The 24521-nt window shown below is 64.1% G+C and carries 25 protein-coding genes; 9 read left to right on the top strand and 16 right to left on the bottom strand.

Annotated elements, in window-relative coordinates:
• Window positions 1-22 precede the first annotated feature (22 nt).
• Together D3227_RS10245 and D3227_RS10250 are read right to left on the bottom strand one after the other, a co-directional pair.
• A complete protein-coding gene (locus tag D3227_RS10245) occupies window positions 23-499 on the bottom strand; it encodes an NUDIX hydrolase (RefSeq protein ID WP_120013995.1) in 477 nt (158 codons plus the stop codon).
• Window positions 500-619: 120 nt separating this feature from the next.
• Window positions 620-919, bottom strand: coding sequence for a hypothetical protein (locus D3227_RS10250; RefSeq protein WP_120013996.1), 300 nt, complete (start codon window positions 917-919; stop codon window positions 620-622).
• Between the two features lie 121 nt (window positions 920-1040).
• Here D3227_RS10250 and D3227_RS10255 point away from each other — a divergent pair, with 121 nt between their 5' ends.
• The gene (locus D3227_RS10255) at window positions 1041-1241 is read left to right on the top strand and encodes an invasion associated locus B family protein (protein WP_120013997.1); all 201 of its coding nucleotides are present in this window, start codon (window positions 1041-1043) and stop codon (window positions 1239-1241) included.
• 44 nt (window positions 1242-1285) lie between these two features.
• Here D3227_RS10255 and D3227_RS10260 read toward each other — a convergent pair whose 3' ends face one another.
• From D3227_RS10260 to kdpF, 7 genes are all read right to left on the bottom strand, one after another.
• Window positions 1286-1978 carry a response regulator transcription factor gene (locus D3227_RS10260; RefSeq protein ID WP_120013998.1) on the bottom strand — a complete coding sequence of 231 codons (693 nt, stop codon included), beginning with the start codon at window positions 1976-1978 and terminating at the stop codon, window positions 1286-1288.
• Window positions 1975-4710 carry a sensor histidine kinase gene (locus D3227_RS10265; RefSeq protein ID WP_120013999.1) on the bottom strand — a complete coding sequence of 912 codons (2736 nt, stop codon included), beginning with the start codon at window positions 4708-4710 and terminating at the stop codon, window positions 1975-1977. The genes D3227_RS10260 and D3227_RS10265 overlap by 4 nt, the downstream gene beginning before the upstream one ends.
• 155 nt (window positions 4711-4865) lie before the next feature.
• A complete protein-coding gene (kdpC, locus tag D3227_RS10270; protein ID WP_120014000.1) occupies window positions 4866-5435 on the bottom strand; it encodes a potassium-transporting ATPase subunit KdpC in 570 nt (189 codons plus the stop codon).
• Window positions 5436-5447: 12 nt separating this feature from the next.
• Window positions 5448-7541, bottom strand: coding sequence for a potassium-transporting ATPase subunit KdpB (gene kdpB / locus D3227_RS10275; RefSeq protein WP_120014001.1), 2094 nt, complete (start codon window positions 7539-7541; stop codon window positions 5448-5450).
• On the bottom strand, window positions 7538-7753 hold the full coding sequence (locus tag D3227_RS10280) for a hypothetical protein (RefSeq protein ID WP_120014002.1): 216 nt from the start codon (window positions 7751-7753) through the stop codon (window positions 7538-7540). Before D3227_RS10280 ends, kdpB begins: the two co-directional genes overlap by 4 nt.
• A 26-nt stretch (window positions 7754-7779) precedes the next feature.
• On the bottom strand, window positions 7780-9483 hold the full coding sequence (gene kdpA, locus D3227_RS10285; protein ID WP_120014003.1) for a potassium-transporting ATPase subunit KdpA: 1704 nt from the start codon (window positions 9481-9483) through the stop codon (window positions 7780-7782).
• Between the two features lie 34 nt (window positions 9484-9517).
• Entirely contained in the window at window positions 9518-9607 is a 90-nt protein-coding gene (gene kdpF / locus D3227_RS10290; protein WP_120014004.1) for a K(+)-transporting ATPase subunit F, read from the bottom strand.
• Between the two features lie 469 nt (window positions 9608-10076).
• Here kdpF and D3227_RS10295 point away from each other — a divergent pair, with 469 nt between their 5' ends.
• Window positions 10077-11858 (top strand): NAD(P)/FAD-dependent oxidoreductase, encoded by a 1782-nt coding sequence (locus D3227_RS10295; RefSeq protein WP_120014005.1) that lies wholly within the window; start codon window positions 10077-10079, stop codon window positions 11856-11858.
• A 38-nt stretch (window positions 11859-11896) separates the two neighbouring features.
• Here the strand turns inward: D3227_RS10295 and D3227_RS10300 are convergent, their stop codons facing one another.
• The gene (locus D3227_RS10300; protein WP_120014006.1) at window positions 11897-13123 is read right to left on the bottom strand and encodes an amidohydrolase/deacetylase family metallohydrolase; all 1227 of its coding nucleotides are present in this window, start codon (window positions 13121-13123) and stop codon (window positions 11897-11899) included.
• Window positions 13124-13154: 31 nt separating this feature from the next.
• Window positions 13155-13520 (bottom strand): RidA family protein, encoded by a 366-nt coding sequence (locus D3227_RS10305; protein ID WP_120014084.1) that lies wholly within the window; start codon window positions 13518-13520, stop codon window positions 13155-13157.
• Between the two features lie 219 nt (window positions 13521-13739).
• On the opposite strand from D3227_RS10305, the gene D3227_RS10310 reads away from it, so the two are divergent.
• Window positions 13740-14225, top strand: coding sequence for a hypothetical protein (locus tag D3227_RS10310; protein WP_120014007.1), 486 nt, complete (start codon window positions 13740-13742; stop codon window positions 14223-14225).
• A gap of 113 nt (window positions 14226-14338) precedes the next feature.
• Here the strand turns inward: D3227_RS10310 and D3227_RS10315 are convergent, their stop codons facing one another.
• From D3227_RS10315 to D3227_RS10330, 4 genes are all read right to left on the bottom strand, one after another.
• A complete protein-coding gene (locus D3227_RS10315; protein WP_120014085.1) occupies window positions 14339-14527 on the bottom strand; it encodes a DUF3606 domain-containing protein in 189 nt (62 codons plus the stop codon).
• Window positions 14528-14603: 76 nt separating this feature from the next.
• On the bottom strand, window positions 14604-14864 hold the full coding sequence (locus D3227_RS10320) for a DUF982 domain-containing protein (protein ID WP_167480660.1): 261 nt from the start codon (window positions 14862-14864) through the stop codon (window positions 14604-14606).
• Window positions 14865-15008: 144 nt separating this feature from the next.
• Window positions 15009-15341 carry a hypothetical protein gene (locus tag D3227_RS10325; RefSeq protein ID WP_245451721.1) on the bottom strand — a complete coding sequence of 111 codons (333 nt, stop codon included), beginning with the start codon at window positions 15339-15341 and terminating at the stop codon, window positions 15009-15011.
• Window positions 15342-15359: 18 nt separating this feature from the next.
• On the bottom strand, window positions 15360-16253 hold the full coding sequence (locus D3227_RS10330; protein ID WP_120014086.1) for a LysR family transcriptional regulator: 894 nt from the start codon (window positions 16251-16253) through the stop codon (window positions 15360-15362).
• Between the two features lie 124 nt (window positions 16254-16377).
• Here D3227_RS10330 and D3227_RS10335 point away from each other — a divergent pair, with 124 nt between their 5' ends.
• From D3227_RS10335 to D3227_RS10350, 4 genes are all read left to right on the top strand, one after another.
• Window positions 16378-17748 (top strand): lactonase family protein, encoded by a 1371-nt coding sequence (locus D3227_RS10335; protein ID WP_120014010.1) that lies wholly within the window; start codon window positions 16378-16380, stop codon window positions 17746-17748.
• A gap of 118 nt (window positions 17749-17866) precedes the next feature.
• A complete protein-coding gene (locus D3227_RS10340; RefSeq protein ID WP_120014011.1) occupies window positions 17867-19369 on the top strand; it encodes a helicase HerA domain-containing protein in 1503 nt (500 codons plus the stop codon).
• Between the two features lie 104 nt (window positions 19370-19473).
• Window positions 19474-20445, top strand: coding sequence for a hypothetical protein (locus D3227_RS10345; protein WP_120014012.1), 972 nt, complete (start codon window positions 19474-19476; stop codon window positions 20443-20445).
• A 203-nt stretch (window positions 20446-20648) separates the two neighbouring features.
• A complete protein-coding gene (locus D3227_RS10350) occupies window positions 20649-21797 on the top strand; it encodes an amidohydrolase (protein WP_120014013.1) in 1149 nt (382 codons plus the stop codon).
• A gap of 185 nt (window positions 21798-21982) precedes the next feature.
• Here D3227_RS10350 and D3227_RS10360 read toward each other — a convergent pair whose 3' ends face one another.
• Window positions 21983-23011, bottom strand: a complete 1029-nt coding sequence (locus D3227_RS10360) for a GlxA family transcriptional regulator (protein WP_120014014.1) — start codon at window positions 23009-23011, stop codon at window positions 21983-21985.
• A 149-nt stretch (window positions 23012-23160) separates the two neighbouring features.
• Between D3227_RS10360 and D3227_RS10365 the strand changes: the two genes are divergently transcribed.
• Both D3227_RS10365 and D3227_RS10370 read left to right on the top strand, forming a co-directional pair.
• A complete protein-coding gene (locus D3227_RS10365; protein WP_120014015.1) occupies window positions 23161-24231 on the top strand; it encodes a class I SAM-dependent methyltransferase in 1071 nt (356 codons plus the stop codon).
• 55 nt (window positions 24232-24286) lie between these two features.
• On the top strand, window positions 24287-24448 hold the full coding sequence (locus tag D3227_RS10370) for a YjiS-like domain-containing protein (protein WP_120014016.1): 162 nt from the start codon (window positions 24287-24289) through the stop codon (window positions 24446-24448).
• Window positions 24449-24521: the final 73 nt, after the last annotated feature.

The raw sequence follows: 24521 nt of genomic DNA on the forward strand, positions 1-24521 counted from the left end.
CTGGAATGGGTGAGGCCTTGCCTCAGGGTGGATTGGACATTTCAGACTGAGGAACCTTCAGGTCCCTCAGCAGCGTGGAAAGATCCGGCTCGTCGATGAGCAGCGCCGCGTCTTCCGGCGCCAGCCATGCCCGCTGTCGGCTCTCGGCCTCCTGCCAGCTGGCCAGTTCCTCGGTCACTTCCAGCAGGTAAACAATGACGTCGACGCGGATGAAGCCGTTCTCCAGCCTTTTCCAGTAGGAATAGGTGCCGGCCGGGTCTTTCAATGTCTTGCCTAGAACGCCGGCTTCTTCCTGTGCCTCGATCATGGCTGCCTTGCGCCCGCTCTTGCCCTTCATCGGCCAGCCCTTGGGCACGATGAAGCGCCGGGTCGTGCGCGACGTCACCAGCATCACCTCGATTTCGCCATCCGCGCCGACCCGAAAGGGAATGGCCGCGACCTGGCGGATGCGTTCGCCTCGCTTTGCCTTGCGTACCACTTTCTTGTTAGTCGTTGCCATGTGCGAAAACCCGGTCGAGACAGCACCTCCCTCGCGGGAGTGCAAACCCAAATCAGCCCTCGATGCAACGTGACATTTCCGGCAGATAAGTCGGCTAAATAAATTGAAAACGATGGCTTGTCAGCGGCAACCCGCCAGAATTGCGTTGCCCAGCACCTGGCAAGGCGGCCTGACCACCGGCACTTGCGGTCGCGGCTGCGGCACGATTTGGCGGTCCTGGGCGCGATACTGCTGCTGCTGCTGCTGGAATTGCCGCCGCTGCAGCCTGTTTTGCAAGGCCTGCAAGTCGTTCTGCTGGATCAGAATATTACGGTTTGTTGGAACAACGGCTTGCGCCAAGGCATACGGGGCTGCAACCGGCAGCATGACTGTTGCCAGCATGGCCGACATGAAGACCGTCGATAGACGAAGCTGCGGCATCGATCCGCTCCCGCGTGAAACACCTCCCGTTCATATAGGGCATTTGACGGGCGGTGCCATGGTCGATGGGCAGCCACGCCAAATTGATGGGATCGGCGGCTGAGCCCTACAACACGGCGCATTGGCGTTCAGCACTTGCCAGGCCGTCGGCTGCCTGGTGCCGGTGGCATTCAACGCCGACATCATGCCACTGCTGCAGAACGGCACCACCTTGAAGATCAATGCGGTCGCGGTGGATTCGGGACAACCGATCAGCTTTGCCATCTCGCTCAACGGCTTCGGCGGCGCGCTGGCCAGGACTGCCGAACTCTCGGCCGACTAGAGCAGCCGCCCGCGCGAACGCTCACAAGGCGTGTTTGATCGCGCTCAGTCGACCTCGCGCAGGCGATATCCAACGCCGGTCTCGGTGGTGATATAGCGCGGCTGGTCGGGCGTCTTCTCGATCTTCTGCCTGAGCTGGCGGACATAGACCCTGAGATATTGCACGTCGGTGGAATCGCCCCAGACCTGCTTCAGCAGGAAATGGTGGGTGAGCACCTTGCCGGCATGCTGCACCAGGATCCGCAATATGTCGTATTCCTTCGGCGAGAGTTTTACCTCCTTGCCTTCGACCTTGACGATGCGCTTGACCAGGTCGACCATGAGGTCGCCGGTGTGGAACACCGGTTTCTCGCCCTGCTGCTGGAACTTGTGTCGCAGCGCCACGCGGATGCGCGCGACGAGCTCGTTCATGCCGAACGGCTTGGTGACATAATCATCGGCGCCGAGTTCGAGCGCCTGGACGATCCCGGTCTCGTCGGTGCGGCTGGACAGGATGACCACCGGAATGTCGAGGCCATCGTCGCGCCACCTGCCGAGCAGCTCGTGGCCGGTCATGCCGGGCAAGCCGAGGTCGAGCAGGATCAGGTCCGGCTTCTCCGTCTCCACGAGCTCTATCGCCACCTTCGCGTTCGGCGCCTCCGAGACCGCATAGCCCTGGCTGCCGAGGCCGACGCGAAGCAGTTTGCGGATCGGCGGTTCGTCATCGACGACCAAGATGGTGACGTTCTGATGTGTCATGCCAAATCACCAACGGTCTGGTCGTCCGCTTTGGGCTCGTTCAGCTCAGGCAGCTCCGTCGGCACCGGCATGCGGATGGTGAAGATCGCGCCCGGGCGATCGGTCCGGTTTGCCGCCGATATGGTGCCGCCCATCGCTTCGATGAAACCACGGCAGATCGACAGGCCAAGGCCAGTGCCGGCGCGCACCTGGTCGCCTTTGCGCACCCGGTAGAAGGTGTCGAAAATCCGCTCCAGATCGTTGGGCGGAATGCCCGGTCCCTCGTCCATGATCTGCAGGATGACGAAGCCATTGTCGACCCAGCCCTGCAGCCGGATCGTCGAGCCGGGCGGCGCATATTTGGCGGCGTTGTCGAGGAGATTGAACAGCGCCTGTTCGAACAGCACAGGGTCGAGCCGCAGCATCGGCAGATCGGACGGGATGTCGACCTCGGTCTTGTGCTCCTCGGTGATCTTGCGCGCCCGCCGCAAGGCCGAACCGACGATGTCGCCGACAAAGTGGAAGGCGTAGTTCGGCTCCATGGCGCCGGATTCTATCTTGGTCATGTCGAGCAGATTGGCGATGAAGCGGTTCAGCCGCTCCGCTTCGTCGAGCACGGTCGACAACAGCTCGGCCCGGTCTTTCTCGGGCAGCGCCGGGGCGAATTCACGGAGCGTGCCGGCCGCACCCATGATGGCGGCGAGCGGGGTCTTCAGATCATGAGAGATGGAGGTCAGCAGCGCCGAGCGCAAGCGGTCGGCCTCGGCCGCGAGCTTGGCGCGGTCGACGTCGGCGACAAGCTGGATGCGCTCGATGGCGACGGCTGCCTGGTCGGCGAGCGCGTCGAGGAGACGCTGCTGCTCCGGCGTCAGCAGCGGCCCCTGCTTGTCGTTGTCGAGGCCGACGACACCGACAGCCGTGCGTCCGGTGCGCAAGGGGAGGTAGAGGCGCTTTGCGCCGGGCAGCGTGTCGGCGCCGCGACCGGCGGCGCGGTCATGCTCCCAGGCCCAACGCGCGGCCGCGATGTCGGCCTCGGCCAGCGTGTCGTCGGGCGGATAGCCGGCCTTGACGGTGATCGTGCCGTTCTCGGGCAGAAGCAGCACCACACGCAGCTTCAGCATCGAAGCGATCTGGAAGGCGGTGGCCCACAGAACGTCGTCGAGCGTGCCGGCGCCGGCGAGCTTCTTGGAAAAGAGATAGATATCTTCCGTGGCCCGTGCGCGTGAGCGGGCGGCGACCGCCTGGCGCTGCACGCGCGCCGTCAGATTGCTGGCGATGACGGCGACAACCAGGAAGACGGCAAGCGCGACGATGCTCTCCGGATCCCTGATCGTCAGTGTGTAGCGCGGCTCGAGGAAAAAGTAGTTGAAGGCAAGGGCACTGACGAGACAGGCATACAGCGCCGGCCAGAGCCCGCCGGTCACCGCCGATGTCAGCACCCCGATGAGAAAGATGATCGCCAGGTTGCGAACGTCGAGAAACTGGTCGAGCAGGACTGCGAAGGCGAGCGAGCCCGCGACATAGGCCGTGGCAAACAGATAGGGCCAGACCTGGAATGGCCTCTGCTCGGTCGCCGCCCTTACATTCCTCGACGTCGCTTCGCTGCCTCGATCGGTTCCCGAAATCACATGGACACTGATGTCGCCGGCGTTGCGGATGAGGTCATAGGTGAGCGAGCCTTCGATCAGCTCGCGCCAGCGCGACCGGGTCGGCCTGCCGATGACGATATGGGTGAAATTGTTCGCCGTTGCGTGGCGCACGATGTCCTGCGCGACGTTCTGACCCGGAATGGTCGTCGCTTCGGCGCCGAGCTGCTCTGCAAGGCGCAGCAGTGTCGCCAGCCTATCCTTGTCCTCCTCGGACATGGCGGCCGAACGAGGGGTGTCGACATGGAGCGCCGCCCAGGGTGCGCGAAGCCGGTCGGCCAGCCTGCGCGCATAGCGGACGCGGGCCGCCCCGCCCGGACGCGCGTCGACGCAGACGAGCACCCTTTCGCCCGCCGCCCACGGCCCCGGAATGGCGTGCGCCTGCATGTGGTTTAGCAACTGCTCGTCGACGCGCTGTGCCGTGCGCCGCAGCGCCAGCTCCCGAAGCGCGGTCAGATTGCCCGGCGAGAAATAGTTCTCGATGGCGCGCTGGGCGGTCTTGGGGAAATAGACCTTACCTTCCTTCAGCCGCTGGATCAGGTCGTCGGGGGTGAGGTCGATGATCTCGATGTCGTCGGCCTGGTCGATGATGGAGTCGGGAACCGTCTCGCGCACCCTGACATGGGTGATCTGCGCCACGACATCGTTCAGGCTTTCGACATGCTGGATGTTGAGCGTCGTGTAGACGTCGATGCCGTTTGCCAGGATTTCCTGGACGTCGAGATAGCGCTTGGGGTGGCGGCTGCCCGGTGCATTGGTGTGGGCGAGCTCGTCGACGAGAGCCAGCTTGGGGCGGCGGGCAAGGATGGCATCGATGTCCATCTCGTCCAGCATGCGGCCCTTGTAGTCGACCTTCTGGCGCGGGATGACTTCGTAGCCTTCCACCAGCGCCAGGGTTTCCTTGCGGCCGTGCGTCTCGACGACGCCGATCACCACGTCCATGCCATCGGTCAGCCTGGCGCGACCCGCCATCAGCATCTCGTAGGTCTTGCCGACGCCGGGTGCGGCGCCGAGGAATATCCTCAGGCGACCGCGCTCCTCGCGCTCCGCATGCTCGAGCAGCGCGTCCGGAGAGGGTCTGTAATCGTTGCTTCTGTCCTCTGGCATTTGACCCTAGAGCGTTCAACGTTTCACGGAAACGCTGAACCGCTCCATTTCTTTGTTTTCACGCAATTCCGGACGGAAAATGGCTGCGCACTTTTCCTGGAATTGCTCTAGATATGGACGGCGCCGGGGAGGCTGTCGACCCCGGCCGCTGCCATTCACTGCTTCGTTGACGCGTCCAGCACCAGGTTGAGGGCCAGCACGTTGACCACGGGCTCGCCCATGAAGCCGAGCTCGCGGGCCTCGACATGGCTGTCGACAAGCGCCTTGATCTTCGCTGCATCGACACCCCTGGCCTTGGCCACCCTGGCAATTTGGAAATAGGCCGCTTCCGGGCTGATATGCGGGTCGAGGCCGCTGCCAGAGGTCGTCACCAGGTCCATGGGAACCGGCTGGTTCGGGTTCTCGGCCCTCAGCTTTTCGGCGTCGCCCTTGATGCGGTCGATCAGCTTCTGGTTGGTCGGGCCGAGATTCGAGCCGCCGGAGGCGGTGGCGTTGTAGCCGTCGCCGGCGGCCGACGGGCGGCCGTGGAAATAATGGTCGCTGGCGAAGGCCTGGCCGATCAACTCGGAACCGACGACCTTGCCGTCCTTCTCGATCAGGCTGCCATTGGCCTGGCGCGGAAACAAGGCCTGGGCGATGCCGGTCATGCCGATCGGATAGATGAGGCCGGTCAGCACAGTGAAGAAGACGATCATGATGATCGCGGGTCTGATTTGCGTGAGCATGGACGTCGTTCCTTAGGCGAGGCCAATGGCGGTGATGATCATGTCGATCGCCTTGATGCCGACGAACGGAACGATGATGCCGCCGAGGCCGTAGACGAGCAGGTTGCGGCTGAGCAGGGCGCCGGCGCCGATGGCGCGGTATCTGACGCCCCTCAGCGACAGCGGGATCAGTGCGATGATGATCAGCGCGTTGAAGATGATGGCCGACAGGATGGCGCTTTGCGGTGTCGCCAGATGCATGATGTTTAGCGCCTGCAGCGGCCCGGTGGTCTGCCCCGGCGCGATGTAGAAGACGGCGAACATCGCCGGGATGATGGCAAAGTATTTGGCAACGTCGTTGGCGATCGAAAAGGTCGTCAGCGAACCACGCGTCATCAGCAGCGCCTTGCCGATCTCGACGATCTCGATCAGCTTGGTCGGGTCGCTGTCGAGGTCGACCATGTTGCCGGCCTCGCGCGCGGCGACCGTGCCGGTGTTCATGGCGACGCCGACATCGGCCTGGGCCAGGGCGGGTGCGTCGTTGGTGCCGTCGCCGCACATGGCGACCAGCTTGCCCTTGGCCTGTTCGTCGCGAATCAGCTTCAGCTTGTCCTCGGGCGTTGCCTGGGCAAGGAAGTCGTCGACGCCGGCTTCCGCCGCGATCGCCGCCGCCGTCATCGGATTGTCGCCGGTGATCATCACGGTGCGGATGCCCATCTTGCGCAGTTCGGCAAAGCGCTCCCTGATGCCGCCCTTGACGATGTCCTTGAGGTGGACGACGCCGAGCAGGCGGCCGTCACGCTCGACCGCCAGCGGCGTGCCGCCGGACTTGGCGATCTCGTCGGCGATCGCCTGCAGGTCGCGCACGGCGTCGCTGCCGGGCCGCGTGCCGCTGCTGGCGAGCGTCGACTGACTGACATGGGCGAGCACCGAATCGACCGCGCCCTTGCGGATCGACGAGCCGTCTATATCGACGCCGCTCATGCGGGTCTGCGCGGTGAAGGGCACGAAGGTGGCGTGCAATGTCGCCATGTCGCGGGCGCGGATGGCGTATTTCTCCTTGGCCAGGACGACGATCGAACGGCCTTCCGGCGTTTCGTCGGCAAGCGAGGCGAGCTGTGCTGCGTCGGCCAGATCCTGCTCGGTGACGCCCTTGATCGGGCGGAACTCGGTCGCCTGGCGGTTGCCGAGCGTGATGGTGCCGGTCTTGTCGAGCAGCAGCGTGTCGACGTCGCCCGCGGCTTCCACGGCGCGGCCCGACATGGCCAGCACATTGAAGCGCACCAGGCGGTCCATGCCGGCGATGCCGATGGCCGACAGCAGCGCGCCGATGGTGGTCGGGATCAGGGTGACGAACAGGGCGACGAGAACGGTCACCGAGATATAGCCGCCCGAATAGGAGGCGAAGCTCGGGATCGTCGCGGTGGCCAGCACAAAGATCAGCGTCATGCCGACGAGCAGGATGTTGAGCGCGATCTCGTTGGGCGTCTTCTGGCGCGCGGCACCCTCGACCAGCGAGATCATGCGATCGAGGAAGGTGTGGCCCGATGCAGCGGTGATGCGCACGCGGATCCAGTCGGACAGCACCTGCGTGCCGCCGGTCACCGCCGAACGGTCGCCGCCGGATTCGCGGATGACCGGCGCCGATTCACCAGTGATCGCCGCCTCGTTGACGGAGGCCACGCCCTCGATCACCTCGCCGTCGGACGGGATGATGTCGCCGGCCTCGACGAGAACGATGTCACCGACCTTCAGGCTGGTGCCGGGCACCAGCTTGAACTTGCTGCGATCCTCGCCGTTCAAAAGCTTGGCCTGAGCCTCGGTGCGCGCCTTGCGCAGCGAGTCGGCCTGCGCCTTGCCGCGGCCTTCAGCGACGGCTTCGGCGAAGTTGGCGAACAGCACGGTGAACCAGAGCCAGATGATGATCTGCAGCGTGAAGCCGAAATCGCCGCCGCCGGTCACAAGATCCCTGAGGAAGAGGACCGACGTCAGCAGCGACACGATGGCGACAACGAACATCACCGGGTTCTTGATCAGGGTACGCGGGTTCAGTTTCCTGAAGGCTCCGCCGATGGCGGGCCACATGATGCCGGCATCCATGATGCTGGCGGATTTGGACTGGCTCATTTGGTGGCTCCAGTGTCGATGTTGTTGGCAGGCACCGATCGATCGGATGCCGAAGGAAGATGCGGCGGCCCGTAGACCAGCACCCAGACGACGATCATGACTGCCGCAATGCCGAAGAAGGTGGACAAGGTCGGGAAGGGAGGGGGAGTTGCCTCCCCCTCATTGTCGGCCCGGGGCCGAGCCTTGCGACGCTTGATGTTGAACCAGGACATGCCGTTTATCCAAGGTGGAGCCGTTTTCAGAATGTCTGCCCATGGATCATCGCCAGATGCTCGACGATCGGTCCGATCGCCAGGGCCGGGAAGAAGGTGAGACCGACAACGATCAGGATGACGCCGACCAGCAGGCCGACGAACAGCGGGCCGTCGGTCGGGAAGGTGCCGGCCGAGGCCGGGACCGACTTTTTCGCCACCAGCGAGCCGGCAATGGCAAGCGCCGGGATGATGACCAGGAAGCGGCCCATCAGCATGCCGATGCCGAGCGTGATGTTGTACCAGGGCGTGTTGCCGCTAAGGCCGCCAAAGGCCGAGCCGTTGTTGGCCGCGGCCGAAGTGTAGGCATAGAGCACCTCGGAGAAGCCATGCGGACCGCCATTGGCCATCGAGGCGACGCCAGTCGGCAGCACAACGGCAATCGCGGTGAAGATCAGCATCGCCAGCGGCAGGCACAGGATGGCCAGCATCGCCATCTTGACCTCCTTGGCCTCGATCTTCTTGCCGAGATATTCGGGCGTGCGTCCGACCATCAGTCCGGCGACGAAAACCGTAATGACGATGAACATCAGGATGCCGTAGAAGCCGGCGCCGACACCTCCGACGATGACCTCGCCAAGCTGCATGTTGAGGATCGGGATCAGGCCGCCGATAGCGGTGAAGCTGTCGTGCATGGCGTTGACGGCGCCGCAGGAGGCGGCGGTGGTGATGACGGCGAACAAGGCCGAGAGAGCGATGCCGAAGCGGGTCTCCTTGCCTTCCATGTTGCCGCCGTCGATGCCCAGCACGTGGACCAGCGGATTGCCTGATGCTTCCGCCCAATAGCAGACGGCGACGCTGGCAATGAACAGCACGCCCATGGCGGCCAGGATCGCCCAGCCCTGGCGCTGGTTGCCGACCATGCGGCCGAAGACGTTGGTGAGTGCGGCGCCGAGCGCGAAGATCGTCACCATCTGGATCAGGTTGGAGATGGCGTCGGGGTTTTCGAATGGATGGGCGGCGTTGGCATTGAAGAAGCCGCCGCCATTGGTGCCGAGCATCTTGATGGCGACTTGTGAGGCGACGGGGCCGAGCGCGATGGTCTGCTTCGCACCTTCGAGCGTGGTGGCGTCGACATAGGGACCAAGCGTCTGCGGCATGCCCAGCCAGACATAGGCGAGGGTCAGCACGATACAGAGCGGCAGAAGGATGTAGAGGGTGCAGCGGGTCATATCGACCCAGAAATTGCCGATCGATTTGACCGAGGCGCGGGCAAAGCCGCGGATCAGCGCCACCGCAATGGCGATGCCGACGGCGGCCGACATGAAGTTCTGCACGGTGAAGCCGGCCATCTGCACGAGATAGGACATCGTGCTTTCGCCACCGTAGTTCTGCCAGTTGGTGTTGGTCGGGAAGCTGACGGCGGTGTTGAAGGCAAGCCCTGGCTCGACCGCGGTCATGCCAGCCGGATTATAGGGCAGGATGCCTTGGGCGCGCTGGAGGACATAGAGCAAGAGGAAGCTGGCCAGGCTGAAGAACATGATACCGGCCGCGTAAGTGGTCCAGTGCTGCTCCTCGTTCTCGCTGGTTCCCGACACACGGTAGAGGCCGCGTTCGATGGGGCCGAGAACAGGCGAGAGAAACGTGCGCTCACCGCTGAAAACGCGGTACATGTAGCGGCCGAGCGGCTTCACCAGCAAAACGACGATCCCGCAATAGACGAGGATCTGTATCCATCCGTTGACGGTCATGAGATTGGCTTTCCGTGCCTGGCGCCAGCAGCGATCAGAAGCGTTCTGGGCGAATGAGGGCATATGTCAGATAGGCGAGCAGGAACAAGGTCACGCCGCCGCCGAGGATATAGTCGAGAAGCATTTTGTGATCCTTCCGCTCAGAGAATGTCGCAGGCCTTGATGTAAGCGAAGGACAGGGCGAAGAACGAAATCCCTATCCCGAGAACGAGGATATCCATTGTATTTTCCTTGCTTGCGCCTTGTGCTTCGTGATTGCAGCCGGCAACGTCGAAATTCCACGGGGAACGGCACGCGTACCTTGATTGGCGACGACGTCCGGAGCTTCAACTCGCACGGAATATGGACCCGATCGCCATAAAGGTTCGAGACGGGGCGGGGAGGAAAGAAATAGGAATCCTATAAAGGTTTTTGTGCCCTGATTTCAGGGCCGGCTTCGAAAGCTTCGCGCTCCGTTTTGGGGCGGCGCCGCATCTGTCAGCCATGAAGTGATCAGAGCTGAGCGTGACAGGTCGGTTCTAACTATCCTACCTTGCGACGAAGCGGCGACCGAGCATCCAGTCGGCGCATTGCGAACAGGCGAAGGAAGACTGATGCTCGATATCGCACCATCGCAACAGGCTGCCACCTGGCTCGGCTCCCTTGGTCGGGCACTCGAAGCGGGCGATGTCGACGCCGCGACCAACCTGTTCGTCGAGGATTGCTACTGGCGCGATCTGCTGACCTTCACCTGGAACATCAAGACCATGGAGGGCCAGGCGGCGATCCGCGAGATGCTGGAGGCGACGCTGGCGACGGCGAAGCCGTCCCACTGGCATTTCGCCGGCGAGGCGAGCACGGACGAGGGCATTATCGAGGCCTGGTTCACATTTGAAACGATCGTGGCACGCGGCGAGGGCATTCTACGCCTGCAGGACGGCCGCTGCCGGACGCTGTTCACCGCGATGAGCGAGTTGAAAGGCTTTGAGGAGCAGAAGGGGCCGGCGCGCCCGCTCGGCATACGCCACAAGGCCGATCCCGATCGCGAGACCTGGGCGGAGGCGCGGGCACGCGAAGCGCGCGACCTCGGCGTCAAGCAGCAGCCCTATTGCCTGGTCATCGGCGGCGGCCAGGCCGGCATCATGCTGGGCGCGCGGCTGAGGCAACTCGGCGTGCCCTCCCTCATCATCGAGAAGAACGCGCGGCCCGGCGATTCCTGGCGCAACCGCTACCGCTCGCTCGTGCTGCACGATCCAGTCTGGTACGACCATCTGCCCTACATTCCGTTTCCGGAGAACTGGCCGGTGTTCACGCCCAAGGACAAGATGGGCGACTGGCTGGAGATGTACACGCGGGTCATGGAGCTCAATTACTGGGTTGCCACCAAATGCGTCAGCGCCAGCTATGACGAGGCCGAGAATGTCTGGACGGTCGTGGTCGATCGTGTCGGCCAGCGCATCACCCTGAAGCCGAAGCATATCGTCTTCGCCACCGGCGCCTACGGTCCGCCCCGGCAGATCGCGCTGCCGGGCGCCGAGACCTTCAAGGGCGAATTGCTGCACTCCAGCCAGTACTCCAGCGGCGAGAAATTCCGGGGCAAGAAGGTTGCGGTCATCGGTGCGGCAAGTTCGGGGCATGATGTCAGCGTCGACCTCTGGGAGAGCGGCGCCGAGGTGACCATGGTCCAGCGCTCGCCGACGACGGTGGTCAAATCCGACACGCTGATGGAGGTTGGGTTCGAGATCTTTTCCGAGAAGGCGCTGGCGCGCGGCATCTCCACCGACAAGGCCGACATGATCGTCGCCTCGACACCGTTCGCTTTGGTGCCCAAGGGCCAGCGGGCGCTCTACGATGTCATCAGGGCACGTGACGCGGCGTTCTACGACCGCCTGCGCGGCGCCGGCTTCGCCATCGATTTCGGCGAGGACGAGACCGGGCTGCTGATGAAGGCCTATCGCACTGGTTCGGGCTTCTACATCGATGTCGGCGCCTGCGAGTTGATCATCAATGGCGAGATCGGCGTGCGCAGCGGTGTCGGGATCAAGTCGCTGACGCCGAGCGGCATTCTCTTCGAAGACGGCACGGAGCTTGCCGCCGACGCGATCATCTCGTGCACCGGCTACCAGTCGATGAACGAGACGGTTGCGGGAATCGTCTCGCGCGAGGTTGCCGACAAGGTCGGCCCGTGCTGGGGGCTGGGTTCCGGCGTGAAGGGCGATCCCGGACCGTGGCAAGGCGAATTGCGCAACATGTGGAAGCCGACCGCGCAGGAAGCACTGTGGTTCCACGGCGGTAACCTGGCGCTGTCGCGCTTTTATTCGAAGTATGTGGCGCTGCAGATCAAGGCGCGGATGGAGGGGATTGCAACGCCGGTTTACGGGGCGCCGGGACGCTGAAGATTTGCGATCTCCCCGACGTGGGGGAGATTGGCTAATCATCGCCCGAAATGCCGAGCAGCAACCTCGACATGGGTGCGGTGGGCGTGCGCTTCGAAACGCTCCGTCTCGCTGATGTCGCCGGCTGTCTCGTTCGGCCACCATTTGCCGCCGAGGACGATGCCATCCGAGACCAGCCGCTGATCGGCGATCAGCGAGGCGCCGACCGCGTCGATGAAGGTGAAGCGCCCCGGTACCTGCCTGAGCACCGCGACGTCGCCGATGCCGCCGACCTTCAGCGTGCCGAGATCGGGCCTGGCGATCGCCTGTGCCGGCCGCTGGGTGGCGGCGCGCAGCACCTCGACCAGCGGCATGCCGAGCGCCAGCAATTTCGACATGCAGACGAGGATGTCGAAGGCGGGACCGTCGACGCAGTAGAGATGCACGTCGCTGCTGATCACATCTGGTGCCAGCCCGTCCCTGAGCATCGCTTTCGCCACCTCGAAGTCGAACGAGCCCATGCCGTGGCCGATGTCGAAGATGACGCCGCGCTCGCGCGCCAGCCGCATGTCGGGGCGTACCGCGCCCGAGGCAAAGACCGGCGCGTTCGGGAACGGCCGGAAGCAGTGGGTGAGGATGTCGCCCTTGCGCAGCCGCGGCAGCACCTCCGAGCGGCCGGGCGGCGGCTCGTCGATATGCGCCATCAGCGGCAGGCCTGATTTGTCGGCGGCCTCGAGCGCCAGATCGACCGGGGCGATGCCGCTGGTGCCGCCGGCATGGCGGCCGGAGCGGACCTTGACGCCGACGACGACGTCGGCGTGCTCGCGCACCGCCGCCACCGTCTCGCGCGGCTCGCAAAGCCCCAGATCGCTGCATTCTCCGACCGAAACTGTCTGCGAGAAGCCGAATATGCCGGCGAAGGAAATGTTGACGTAGGCGAGGATGCGGACCTTCGAGCGCTCGATGACGTGGCGGCGAAAGCCCAGAAAATTGCCGGCGCCGGCGCTGCCGGCGTCGACGAAGGTGGTGGTGCCGCTCTTGGCGGCAAGGCGGTCGGCGTCGACGCCGAGCGAGGTGCCGCCCCAGTAGACATGGCTATGCACGTCGATGAGGCCGGGGGTGACGATACAATCCCTGGCATCGATGACTCGAGTGGCGTGTTCGGCATCGATGGCGGCATCGATCGCCGCGATCCTGCCATCGGCGATGGCAAGATCACGCGGCGCATCGAGGCCGGAGGCCGGATCGATGACGCGGCCACCTTTTACCAGGAGATCGAATTGCATCGGCCAGCCTCCGTTGCGTTGCAGTGTCCGGTCAGACCGGTCGGTAGGCGACGGCTTCGACCTCGATCTTGATGTCGATCATCAGCCTCGATTCGACCGTGGTGCGCGCCGGCGGATCCTTCGGAAAATGCCGGGCATAGACCGCATTGAAAGCGCCGAAATCGCGCGCATCCTCAAGCCAGACAGTGGTCTTGACGACGTCGTCCATGGTGCAGCCGGCCAGCGCCAGTGCCGACCTGATGTTCGAAAGCACCTGCTCGGTCTGTTCGGTGATGCCGCCCGTGACCACCACGCCGTCGCTGCCGACCGGCACTTGCCCCGAGACATAGATAAAGTCGCCGGCCCGCACGGCGGGCGAGAGCGGCACATGGGATGTTCCAAAACACTGCTTGGGCAAGAAAAACTCCTGTTCGGACTGGCAGGTGGTCGCACGCTGCCGACCCTCTACGCCTATCGGCGCGATCCTCATAGAGGCCCGGCTGGAAAGCAACATTCTCGAAATGCATGCCGCTTGTTGCAGACGGCCCAGCATCTTGCGCCCGCCACGGCTGAATGCGATCACCCCTGGTGAAGCGGGGTCGGTGCCTGCAGGCGCGTTTCGAGCCAGGAGAAAAAAATGACTTTCGACAAGAACCCTTTTCCGGCCGGCGACGCCGATCGTCACGCGCTGTGGGAGATGCTGGTGCGGCGCGACATCGATGCTTTCCTTGGCCAGGACTGGTCGATGGTCGAGGACGATTTCGTCGCCGAAAGCTTCTTCGGCATGCATGCGCATTTCCTCAGCGATGCCGACGCCTGGCGCCTGCAGTTCCCGACGCTTGCCGTCTATCGCGACGAATGGCTGCGCCAGGCCAAGGAGACTGCTGCGACAGAATTCGCCGAGCCGCTGCGCGAGGCGTTGTTTCGGGTCACCAACATGCGCGACATCGATGTCGATGGCGACCGCGCGGTGCTGCACAAGAAGTTCAACGGTTCCGTCGCCAAGGCTGATGGCAGTGTCGACCGGCTGAAATGGCAGACGCTCTATTTTTGCACGAAGGTTGGCGGCCGCTGGAAGATAGCGGGCTTTGTCGGCTATCTGCCGCATCCGTTGGGCAGCTAGAGCGGATCACCGTTTCACGGAAACGATGAACTGCTCTAACTCTTTGTTTTGACGCAATTCCGGACGGAAAACCGTTCCTGGAATTGCACTAGCAGCGTCGCCGCCGATCAGCCCTACGTTCCCTTGATGCTCTCGGCCAATTCGTGCAGCACCTTGCGATCGGTGCCATGCCGTTTGATGAGTGTCCGGGCCTGCTCCGGCGTGATGCCCGCCTCCTCGGCGAAATGCCGGACCTCATAGTCCTCGTCACGGGTCATTTGCGAACGGTCGCGGTTGTCGGTCCTGGTCTTGTCATCGGCCATGACTGTGTCCCTCGTTTCAACCGAGAGCATAACGAGCAAGATTTCCAGGAGTTCCCAGGCGTCTATCCACGCAAAGCTAGTGCCGGCCTTCGCCGACGAAAACATGCGCCTCCCTGGCGGCAGCGGTGAATGCGCGCCGCGCGGTGCCAACCGCCCGCCGCTGCTCCATTGCGTCCATCATCGCTTTCAAGGCCGAGCGGTATTTCGGGCCGCGCTTTGCTTGCGGCCATTTGTCGACCAGCAGCGAGGCGGCCTGGACCGTCCCGGTCACGGTCAGGAGCCGTCCTGTTCGTTCAGTTTCGATGATTATGGGAACGTCGAACTGTTCATCACGCATTGACGCCACTCCTCGATTCCAACGAATCGAACGGCGCAACACGCTAATCGTTCCCATCCAGTGAACGGCTTTGCTTTACGCACTTTCCTGGATTTGCTTCGCTTTGCTTTCCGCAATTCCGCCAGGCACTTTTCCTGGAATTGCTCAGTGGGTTCGGTGGTCGAACACCACCCCCATGGTCTTACCAATTGCCGCCATCACAATCAGTTCGACGAGATCGTCGTCGCTGTCTTCGCAGGCCGGGCTGATCCGGCGGATCGCCTCGATTGCCGCCCTGGTCGAAATGGTGTCGCCGGCGCGGAATTTTGAAAGCGCAGAAGAAACAAGTTCTTGCGCCGTCATGTCGATGACAGGCACGTTTAACACGACGTTCATTGGCTTCCTCCTGCCATGAACCCTCCCGAAAAGGATGATACGCCGAACGGCAATTTCCGCCAGCGAAATGGTGGTCCGACCAGTGATCCAGCCCAGGTGCAAACCTTCCGCCAGGAAGGTTCAAGGACCAGAGGCTTCGATCAGCGTCTTGACCACTTCGAGGAAACGCCTGCCGCTGGCCGACAGTGCCGGCTCGCGCCAGGCGGCCGCCATCGGCAAGGACGGTGGCCGCGGGCTAACCGGGCGATACGAGACGCCTGGCCGTGCCACCCGGGCGATGCCGGCAGTGACGAAACCCAGGCCGGCGCCCGCCGCGACCAGGCCGGCCAGGGTCGTCATCGGTGTCACTTCCTGGACGATCCGGGGACTGAGACCTTCCGCCTGGAACAGAGCGATCACGCGGTCATAGATGCTCGGGCCAATGCCGCGGGGTGCCAGCAGGAAAGGCTCGCCGTCTAGGTCGGCCACGCGGATCGTCGCTCGCCCGGCAAGCCGATGCGCCGACGGAAGTGCCAGCACAAGCGGCTCGTCGGGCAGGATGTGGGTAATCAGGTCCGGCGTCGACAGCGGCGGATGCAAGACGCCGAGGTCGATCTCGCCGGCCGCGAGCGCTGCCTCCAGCAGTGGCGAATTCATTTCGATCAGATCCACCTCGACATCGGGATAGCGGGTGCGAAACATGCGCACCGCCTCCGGCAGGACGCCGTAGAAGGCAATGACGGTGAAGCCGAGCCGCAAGCGCCCGACCTCGCCGCGAACGGCCCTGAGCGCCTGCGTCCTGGCGGCATTGGCGTGCTCGACGGCCTTGCGGGCGGGGCCGAGGAAGGCGGCGCCCGCCGGCGTCAGCGCCACACCGCGACGGTCCCGTTCGAACAGCTCGGCGCCGATCTCGATCTCCAGCGCACGGATGCGCTGGCTGAGCGACGGCTGGGTCAGGTTCATCCGATCGGCCGCGCGGCGAAAATGCAGGTCTTCGGCAACAGCGACGAAACAGGCCAGGGTGCGAATGTCCATCATCATTCCTTATGCAGATATCCTATCACAGGCGATGACATTCCGATTGGATGGCAATCAGCGCCAGGGATATTTTCGGGCAACGCAAGGGGTTTCAGCGGGACCAGAAGAAGGAACAGCATCCATGATCAGGTCTATCTTCCCCCGGTTCGCACTCGCCTCCGCGCTAGGCGCCGGCTTGCCGTCGATTGCGGCGGCGCAGTCGCTTGACCTTGCCGGCCGAATTTCGGCGAGCCGGATCGCCGTGATTTCCGACGGCGACTTTGTCGCCCAGAGCTATGCGACGGGACGGCTTTCGCCTCGCGAGGCCGGTTTTCGCGATACGCTGACGGTCCTGTCCATGGCCAACGGCAAAATGGTGACGGGTGCATTGCCGATCTCCAATTCGGTGACGGCGGCGCCGGAAATCCTCGAGATAACCGAGGATGGACAAACCGCCTTCGTCACCGAAAGGCTGGGCGAACGCCCCGAAGAAGGCGACACCGTTCGCGACCTGCCGCCGGGGCGGCGCCTGTTTGCGGTCGACTTGTCGGACGCCGCCGCGCCTCGCCTGGCGGACATGGCCGAGATCGCCGCCTTTCCCGAAGGCCTGTCGGTCAGCCCCGATGGGCGCCGCGTTGCCGTGGTGTCGAACACCCCGGAGGCAAGTTTCGTCCAGATCATCGGCTATGCCGAGGGTCGTTTCGGACCGGTCGCCCGGTTTGATCTCGCCGATCTCGGGGTCTCCGGATCGGCCTCAGCGCCCCGCGGCGGGGTGACCGCGACCAACGTCCATTGGCATCCGAGCGGCCGATTCATTGCCGTCAACGTCAACAGCCAGAACCGCGTCGTCTTCTTCGAGGTCAGCGACGAGAATGGCGCGCCCAGCCTGCGCAGCTGGGGCAACGGCGTGGAGGTCGGCGCCGATCCCTTCGTCGGTCGCTTTACGCCGGACGGGCGCCATTACCTGACCTCCAACTGGGGGCGGAATTTCACGGCTGCCAGTCTCGAGGGTCGTATCCCTAAGACGCCATCGACAGTCAGTGTCGTGCGGCTTTCCGATCCCGAGGTGTCGGCCGAAGCCACTCGCCACGAACTTGTCGCCCGGACCGAGACCGATCTGTCGGCCGAAGGCATCGCCATCAGCCCGGATGGCCGGCTGGTGGCAACCGTCAACATGCGCGGCACCGCTTTCCCACCCGGATCCGCCCGCTTCCAGCGCCACGCCACCGTCAGCCTCTTGAGCTTCGATCCGGCGACCGGCGGCATCGCCAAGATCGCCGATTGTGCGTTCGAGGGTTCGCTGCCGGAGGGCGGCAGTTTCGACCGGACCGGGGACCATTTCCTCGCCACCGTCTTCCAGGGCCATGACGGCACAGGCCCGGAAACCGGTGCCGGGCTTGAAGTCTTTCGTGTCGTCAAGGGCGATGCTGCCAGGGGTGATCGGCCGTCACTGGAACGGATCGGCCGCATTCCACTGCCGCACGGCGCCCACCACGTCGATCTGGCGGGATAGGAGATCAGGGAGACAACTTTCGCACAGCTGTGCGCAACGCGGAGCGGCCGGCTTTGCGCGCTCGACGGGCTGCCATGCGGTTGATAAGCCCGTCTGCGAAGGAGAGCCTTGAGTCGACATGACCGTTGCGATCGAGATGGGACACACGACGGCGGGCGCGCCGGCGGCGCTCGACCTTGAGGAGCTGCTGGCGACCCGCCTGCTGGTGCAGGGCAATTCGGGCTCCGGCAAGTCGCATCTGCTGCGCCGGCTGCTTGAACAGAGCGCGCCCTGGGTGCAGCAGACCATCATCGATCCCGAAGGCGATTTCGTGTCGCTGGGCGAGCGTTTCGGCCATCTGGTGATCGATGCCGAGGAGCATACTGAGCGTGGCCTCCAGGCTGCCGGCGAGCGGGCGCGCATCCATCGCGTCTCCACCGTGCTCAATCTCGAAGGGCTCGACGCCGAGAACCAGATGCGGCGCGCCGCTGCCTTCCTCGGCGGGCTGTTCGAGGTTGCCCGCGACCACTGGTATCCGATGCTGGTGGTGGTCGATGAGGCGCAGCTCTTTGCGCCGGCCGTCGCCGGCGAGGTTTCGGATGAGGCGCGCAAGCTTTCGCTCGGCGCCATGACCAATTTGATGTGCCGCGGCCGCAAGCGCGGCCTGGCCGGCATCATCGCCACTCAGCGGCTGGCAAAGCTTGCCAAGAACGTCGCTGCCGAGGCGTCCAATTTCCTCATGGGCCGGACCTTTCTCGATATCGACATGGCGCGCGCGGCCGATCTTCTCGGCATGGAGCGGCGCCAGGCGGAGGCGTTTCGCGACCTGGAGCGCGGGCAATTCATGGCGCTCGGCCCGGCGCTGTCGCGGCGTCCGCTGGGCTTGCGCATCGGCCCGACCGATACAAGTCCGCGCAACGGCACGCCGCGGCTGATGCCGCTGCCGGAGGCAGCCCTTGAGGACGCGCGCGCGATCATCCTGGCCGCGCCGCCGCCCGAGCCTGTGCGGCCGCAGCGCCGCGCGGCGTCGCCGGACCTGCTTGATCAATTGATGGCGGCGAAGTCGGCGGCGCTGGACATCCGGCCCGAACCGGCGGAGGCGCCGATCAGCGCCGAGGATTTGGCGGAGCGCCGCGAGCGGGTGGACCGTGTCCTGCGCGCCGTTCTGGCCGAGCCCGATGCGGGTTTTCGCGTGATCGGCGTGCTCTATCAGGAGTTCGTCGTCCGCTGCCGCATCGAAGGCCTCGCCTCGGTCGTGCCCGACCTGCCGGCATTCCGCCGCATGCTGACGCGCGCCCGCGCCGGGCTCGGCTCGGATGTGGCGCAGGATGACGCCTGGCAGGACGTCTCGGTCCGCGCCTCGCTGCTTCCCGAGGATATGCAGGGCGTGTTCATGATGATCGCGCGTGCGGCGAAGGAGGGCTGGCCTTGCCCGAGCGACGCCGCGATTGCCCGCGCCTATGGCTCGCACTCGCTGCGCCGTGCCCGGCGCCTGTTGACCTATATCGAGGAGCAGGGCCTCATCGTCTGCCAGCTCGACGGCACCGGCCGGCGCACCGTGACGCTGGTCGAACTTGCCTGGGCAACGGCGCCGGGCGACCCCAACGCCGGGGAGGCGGAGCAGGGGAGTTTGGCGCTGTGATCGATGACGCGGCTAAACCAGAAGTGTTTCGCCGATTGGTGCGCGGCCTTTTATGCTAACGCCGCGATGATTCGAAAAACGGCTTTGGCAGGAGAATTGACCCGGTGCGGTTGAGATCTGTTTCTCTGGGGATCGTCGGCATCCTCGGCCTCCTCATCACTGTCATCGCCTTGACCGCGTCGGCTCGATCTTTCGCCGCACGATCTGATGTCCCTGCCTGGCTGCAGGCCCATGTCGGCGCCGGCGATGGTCAAATCGCGCAGGTGGTGCTGGAGCGGGCCCGCGCGCTCTACCTGAAGAAGGTGGGCCAGGGCGCCGTCAAAAACCCCTGCTACTTCGCCATGGATGCGACGCGCCCTGGCGATATGGGCAATGGCGTGCTGGGGCGCCGGTACTACGTCATCTGCGAAGCCGAGCAGTCGTTTCGTGCGATTTCGTCGGGTCACGGCAGCGGCCGCAATTTGAAAGGCGTCGTGAACTTCGCGAACGGACGACGCTGCGCGAAAAACTTCGGCAATGCGTTGGATTCGTCACTGACTGCGGGCGGCGCCTATATGACCGGCGAGGCGAAAACCTCGTTCAAAGGCTATTACCGCGTCGGCGCGAAGCAGGACGCTGTTCTGCTGCGTACCTTCATACAGTTCGACGGCGAAGGCGAAGCCGCGAACGCCAGGCAGCGGGTGATCGGCGGGCATGCGGCGCAGGTGCTGAGAGGAATGTGCCTTCGCAAAAGCCCGAAAAGCTCCTACGCCGACCATGACGGCTACGTGCCCTTTGGCAAGCTGGTGGACTATGCCGGCGGCCGCAGCAATGGCTGCACCAGCTGGTCGTCGGCGGATGCACGGCAGATGATCGCGATGGTGAAGAACAACCCGACCACGCTCTACATCTATCCGGAATCGCGCGACATCGCCGCCGTCGCGAAAGCAGGCGCCTATTGGAACGCATCCTGCCTGAAGGAAATCGGCACCCCGAAATTCTGGCCGCGAAAAACCCTCGAGCCGATGATCGCCCAATACAAGAAGGATCATCCGGCACCGCCACCACAGCCGGTGCCGATCTGCAAGGGGCCGTGATTTTTTGCCGCTTGCCCGCTGGCAAGGCGGACGGCGCTGTCCTCCTGGTTCGAAAATGCAGGTGATGGCATCGAGTTCCGACGCACTGTCAAATTGCGCGTGCTATGGAGGCGGCAGCGCTAGAGTATTTATTTTTACGCAATTCCGGACGGAAAACCGCTACGCGTTCTTCCTGGAACTGCTCTAAGCGGAGCTTAAAAAACATGACCCTGACCAATCGAGACATTGTCGAGCTGACGGCGTGGCGCCGCAAGCTGCACCAGCATCCGGAAATCTCGAACGAAGAAGAGAAGACCGCGAGCGAGGTTGTCGACTTCCTCGCCGACACAGGGCCGGACAATGTGCTGACCGGATTGGGTGGCCACGGTGTGGCGGCAGTATATGAAAGCGGCAAAGCCGGACCGACGGTCTTGTTCCGGTCGGAACTCGATGCGCTGCCCATTGAAGAGCTTTCAGGCGTTTCTCATTCATCGCTCGTGCCGGGAAAGTCGCATATGTGCGGCCATGACGGGCACACCGCGATCCTCGCCGCGCTTGGCCGCCAGTTCGGGCGCGAAAGACCTGCCCGCGGCCGCGTCGTGCTGATGTTCCAGCCGGCGGAAGAAACCGGCAATGGCGCGGCCGGCGTCGTCGCCGATCCGCGCTTTTCCGAGATCGCGCCGGATTTCGCCTTCTCGCTGCACAATCTGCCCGGTGTGCCGTTCGGTGAGGTGCGTATCAAACCCGGCGTGGTCAACTGTGCTTCACGCGGCATGCGGATCTTGCTGGAGGGCAAGACCGCGCATTCGTCGATGCCCGAAACGGGCGTCTCGCCAATGATGGCGGTGAGCCAGCTGATGCCGGCACTGCCCGCGCTCGGGCACGGAACCTTTGCCGACGACGACTTCAGTATGGTGACCGTCACCCATGCGCTGATGGGCGAAGCCGTGTTCGGCATTGCGCCGGGAAATGCGGAAGTGTGGGCGACGCTGCGCACAAGGCGCGACGAGCGTATGGCGGACCTGTGCGCTGCCGCGCAAGCGCTGGCCACGAGGATCGCGGGAGAGCATCGCCTTTCCGCCCGCTACGACTACCACGAGATCTTCGTTGCCAGCGTCAACGCGCCGGATGCTGTGGAACATCTGCAGCGCGCGCTCGACGAAGAAGGCGTGCCACGCACAGAGGAAGCCCTGCCGATGCGCGCTTCGGAAGATTTCGGCGTGTTCGGCCACAACGCGTCGTCGGCCATGTTCTTCCTCGGCGCCGGCGAGCGCTACCCGGCGCTGCACAATCCCGACTATGACTTTCCAGACGACCTGATCCCGATCGGATCCAGAATATTCATGCGCACGGCGCGCAACCTTCTAGGCTGAACCCGCACGCTGTGCCGCTAGCCGTGCAAGGCGAGGCGCTCGACCGCACCATGCTCGTTTCAGCCGACCTCGCCACAGGCAGGCTGGTGGGCCTTTCGACCACGCTGAAAGCCGTCTCCAGCTTCTACGTGGTCTACGCTCCGGAGGCCATCCGCCAGCGTAAGGTTAGGGTGTTTCGGGATTGGCTACCCGCGAGCGAACTGCGGTATCTGGAACCGTCGCCGATAGGCGCCGGGCGTCATTCCGGTGGTGCGTTTGAACAGACGACGGAAGAATGCGGCGTCCTCGTAGCCTACGCGCCAGCTGATCTCGTCCACGGGCGAACCGGTGCGCTCCAGCCGCCGCTTGGCGTCCTCGATCCGCAGACGTTGTACGTAGGCGAGCGGCGCAAGGCCCGTCGCATCGGCGAAACGTCGCTTGAAGGTACGTTCGGCGAGCTTGGACCGCTTGACCATCTCGTCGACCGGATTGGCGATCGAGAAGTGGGTCGCAAGCCACTCCTGCGCGTTCTGGATTTCGGCGTCACCGTGGTCGTTCCTGCCCTCGAAGATCATGTAGGGGGTAAGTCCGTCCTGATGCCATTGCAGCGCGATGCGAGCGACCTCCTGCGCGACAGTCGCGCCGACGTGGTGGGCGATCAGGTAAAGCACCATGTCGTGCCAGGTGTTCGACGCGCCCGAACTGACCAAATCCTCGCGCGGGCCAGCGATCACCAGCACACGTTCGGGATGGATCGGTACGGCAGGGTAGCAAGCCGCGAATTCCCTCGCGTAGCCGAAATGGACGGTCGCGTCCCGGCCGTCGAATAGCCCCGTCTCGGCCAGCAGGAAGACCCCAGAGCAGGCGGAACACAGCCTCGCACCTTCATCGTGCATGCGCTTGACCCAGTCCACCAGACGTGGGTAGCGGCCCGTTTCCCATCCGCCCGGCTTCAGCAGAACCGACGGCACGATGACGATGGCACACGTCGTGATGTCATCGATCGTGCGCTGCACGTCGATCGGGACGCCGCTGGCCAATCGCAACGGACCTGCCTGTTCGCCGACGATCTCCACCTTGAAGGGATGTTCGGCGCCGGGGCTGGCGATCCCCATCATCGAGACCCCGTTCATGACGTCGTAGATTCCGGCCAGTGTCGAAATGACGGCATCCGGCAGCGCCACGAGGCAGACCTGCAGCGGGACCGATCCGTTCTGGTTCGCCTGTCTGGACATCGCGACCTTTCGCGCCGCGCGACGAGAAAGCGCCCGACATGGCACGAATGGACCGATTGCGGGCGATAGCGGCTCTGTCACGCAGACTCCCCAAGGGCCTACACCACAGCCGCATCCAAACGCAACTCAACGCCCGAAGGGAAAGTACGATGCTGGATACACCAAAGATCGACGAGGCGAGGCTCGAGGCCTTCGCCACACGCGCCATCGGCGACCTGACCGCCGGCTACACCGGGGTGATGGTCAGCATTGGCAGCAAACTCGGGCTTTACAAGGCCATGGCCAACGCTGGCCCGCTGAGCGCACAGGAAATCGCCTCGCGAGCCGACTGCGCCGAGCGCTACGTGAGCGAATGGCTGAACGCGCAGGCTGCTGGCGGCTACATCGCATACCACGGATTGAGCGGTACCTACGAACTCTTGCCCGAACAGGCGATGGTTTTGGCCGACGAGGACAGTCCTGTCTACATTCCGCACGCATGGAACGTGCCGGCGTCGATGTGGTTCGACGAGCCGAAGACGCTCGAAGCCTTCCGTACCGGCAAGGGTATCGCCTGGGGCGAGCATGACGGGCGGCTTTCATGCGGCTCGGCGGCTTTCTACCGCAACGGCTACCGCGCCAGCCTCGTGCCCCAGTGGCTGCCGGCGTTGGACGGCGTTGTGGAACAATTGGAGGCCGGCATAGAGGTCGCCGACGTCGGTTGCGGCTACGGCCACTCGACGCTGCTGATGGCCGAGGCGTTTCCGAACTCACGTTTCCACGGCTTCGACACCCATCCCGCCTCGCTCGACGAGGCCCGGCAAAACGCCGCGGCAGCGGGCCTGTCGGATCGGATTGACTATACGGTTTCCCGGGCCGACGACTATCCGGACGGACCCTACAGCCTGATCTGCTTCTTCGACATTCTTCACGATCTGGGCGATCCGGTTGCGGCCGCCCGCCATGCGGCCAAAACGCTGGCGCCCGGCGGCACGGTGCTGCTGGTCGAGCCTTTCGCGCACGACCACGTCAAGGACAACCTCTCGCCGGTGGCGCAGCTCTACTACTCGGCTTCGACCCTGATCTGTTGCGCGCACGCGATTTCGGAGGGCGGCAGCATGGTGCTGGGAGCGCAGGCAGGCCAGGCGCGCCTGGCCGAAGTGTTCCGCAAGGCGGGCTTCACGCATTTCCGCCGCGCCGCGGAAACGCCCTTCAACCTCATCTTCGAGGTGCGGCGCTGACGCGCCGCCGCATCCCTCGCTCCTAGACCAATGAGTGAAGACAAGGACAACGACAATGAAAAAGACCTTTGCACGCGCGGCAATCGACGCCGCAACGACTATGCTCTCCGAGCGCCGCGCGCGCCGCTACGCCTCGATGCTGCACGCACTTTCGGATGCTCAGCTCAACGATATCGGCCTGACGCGATTCGACATCGGGCGCGGGATCGCTGGCTGACTGAAACGGCATCGCAGGCCTCGCAATCCCAGACCAGGTACCGCCCGGCCCCAAGACCCGGGCGGCTCCCCGC

Source organism: Mesorhizobium waimense (assembly GCF_003601975.1).
In the GTDB taxonomy this organism is placed as follows: domain Bacteria; phylum Pseudomonadota; class Alphaproteobacteria; order Rhizobiales; family Rhizobiaceae; genus Mesorhizobium; species Mesorhizobium waimense.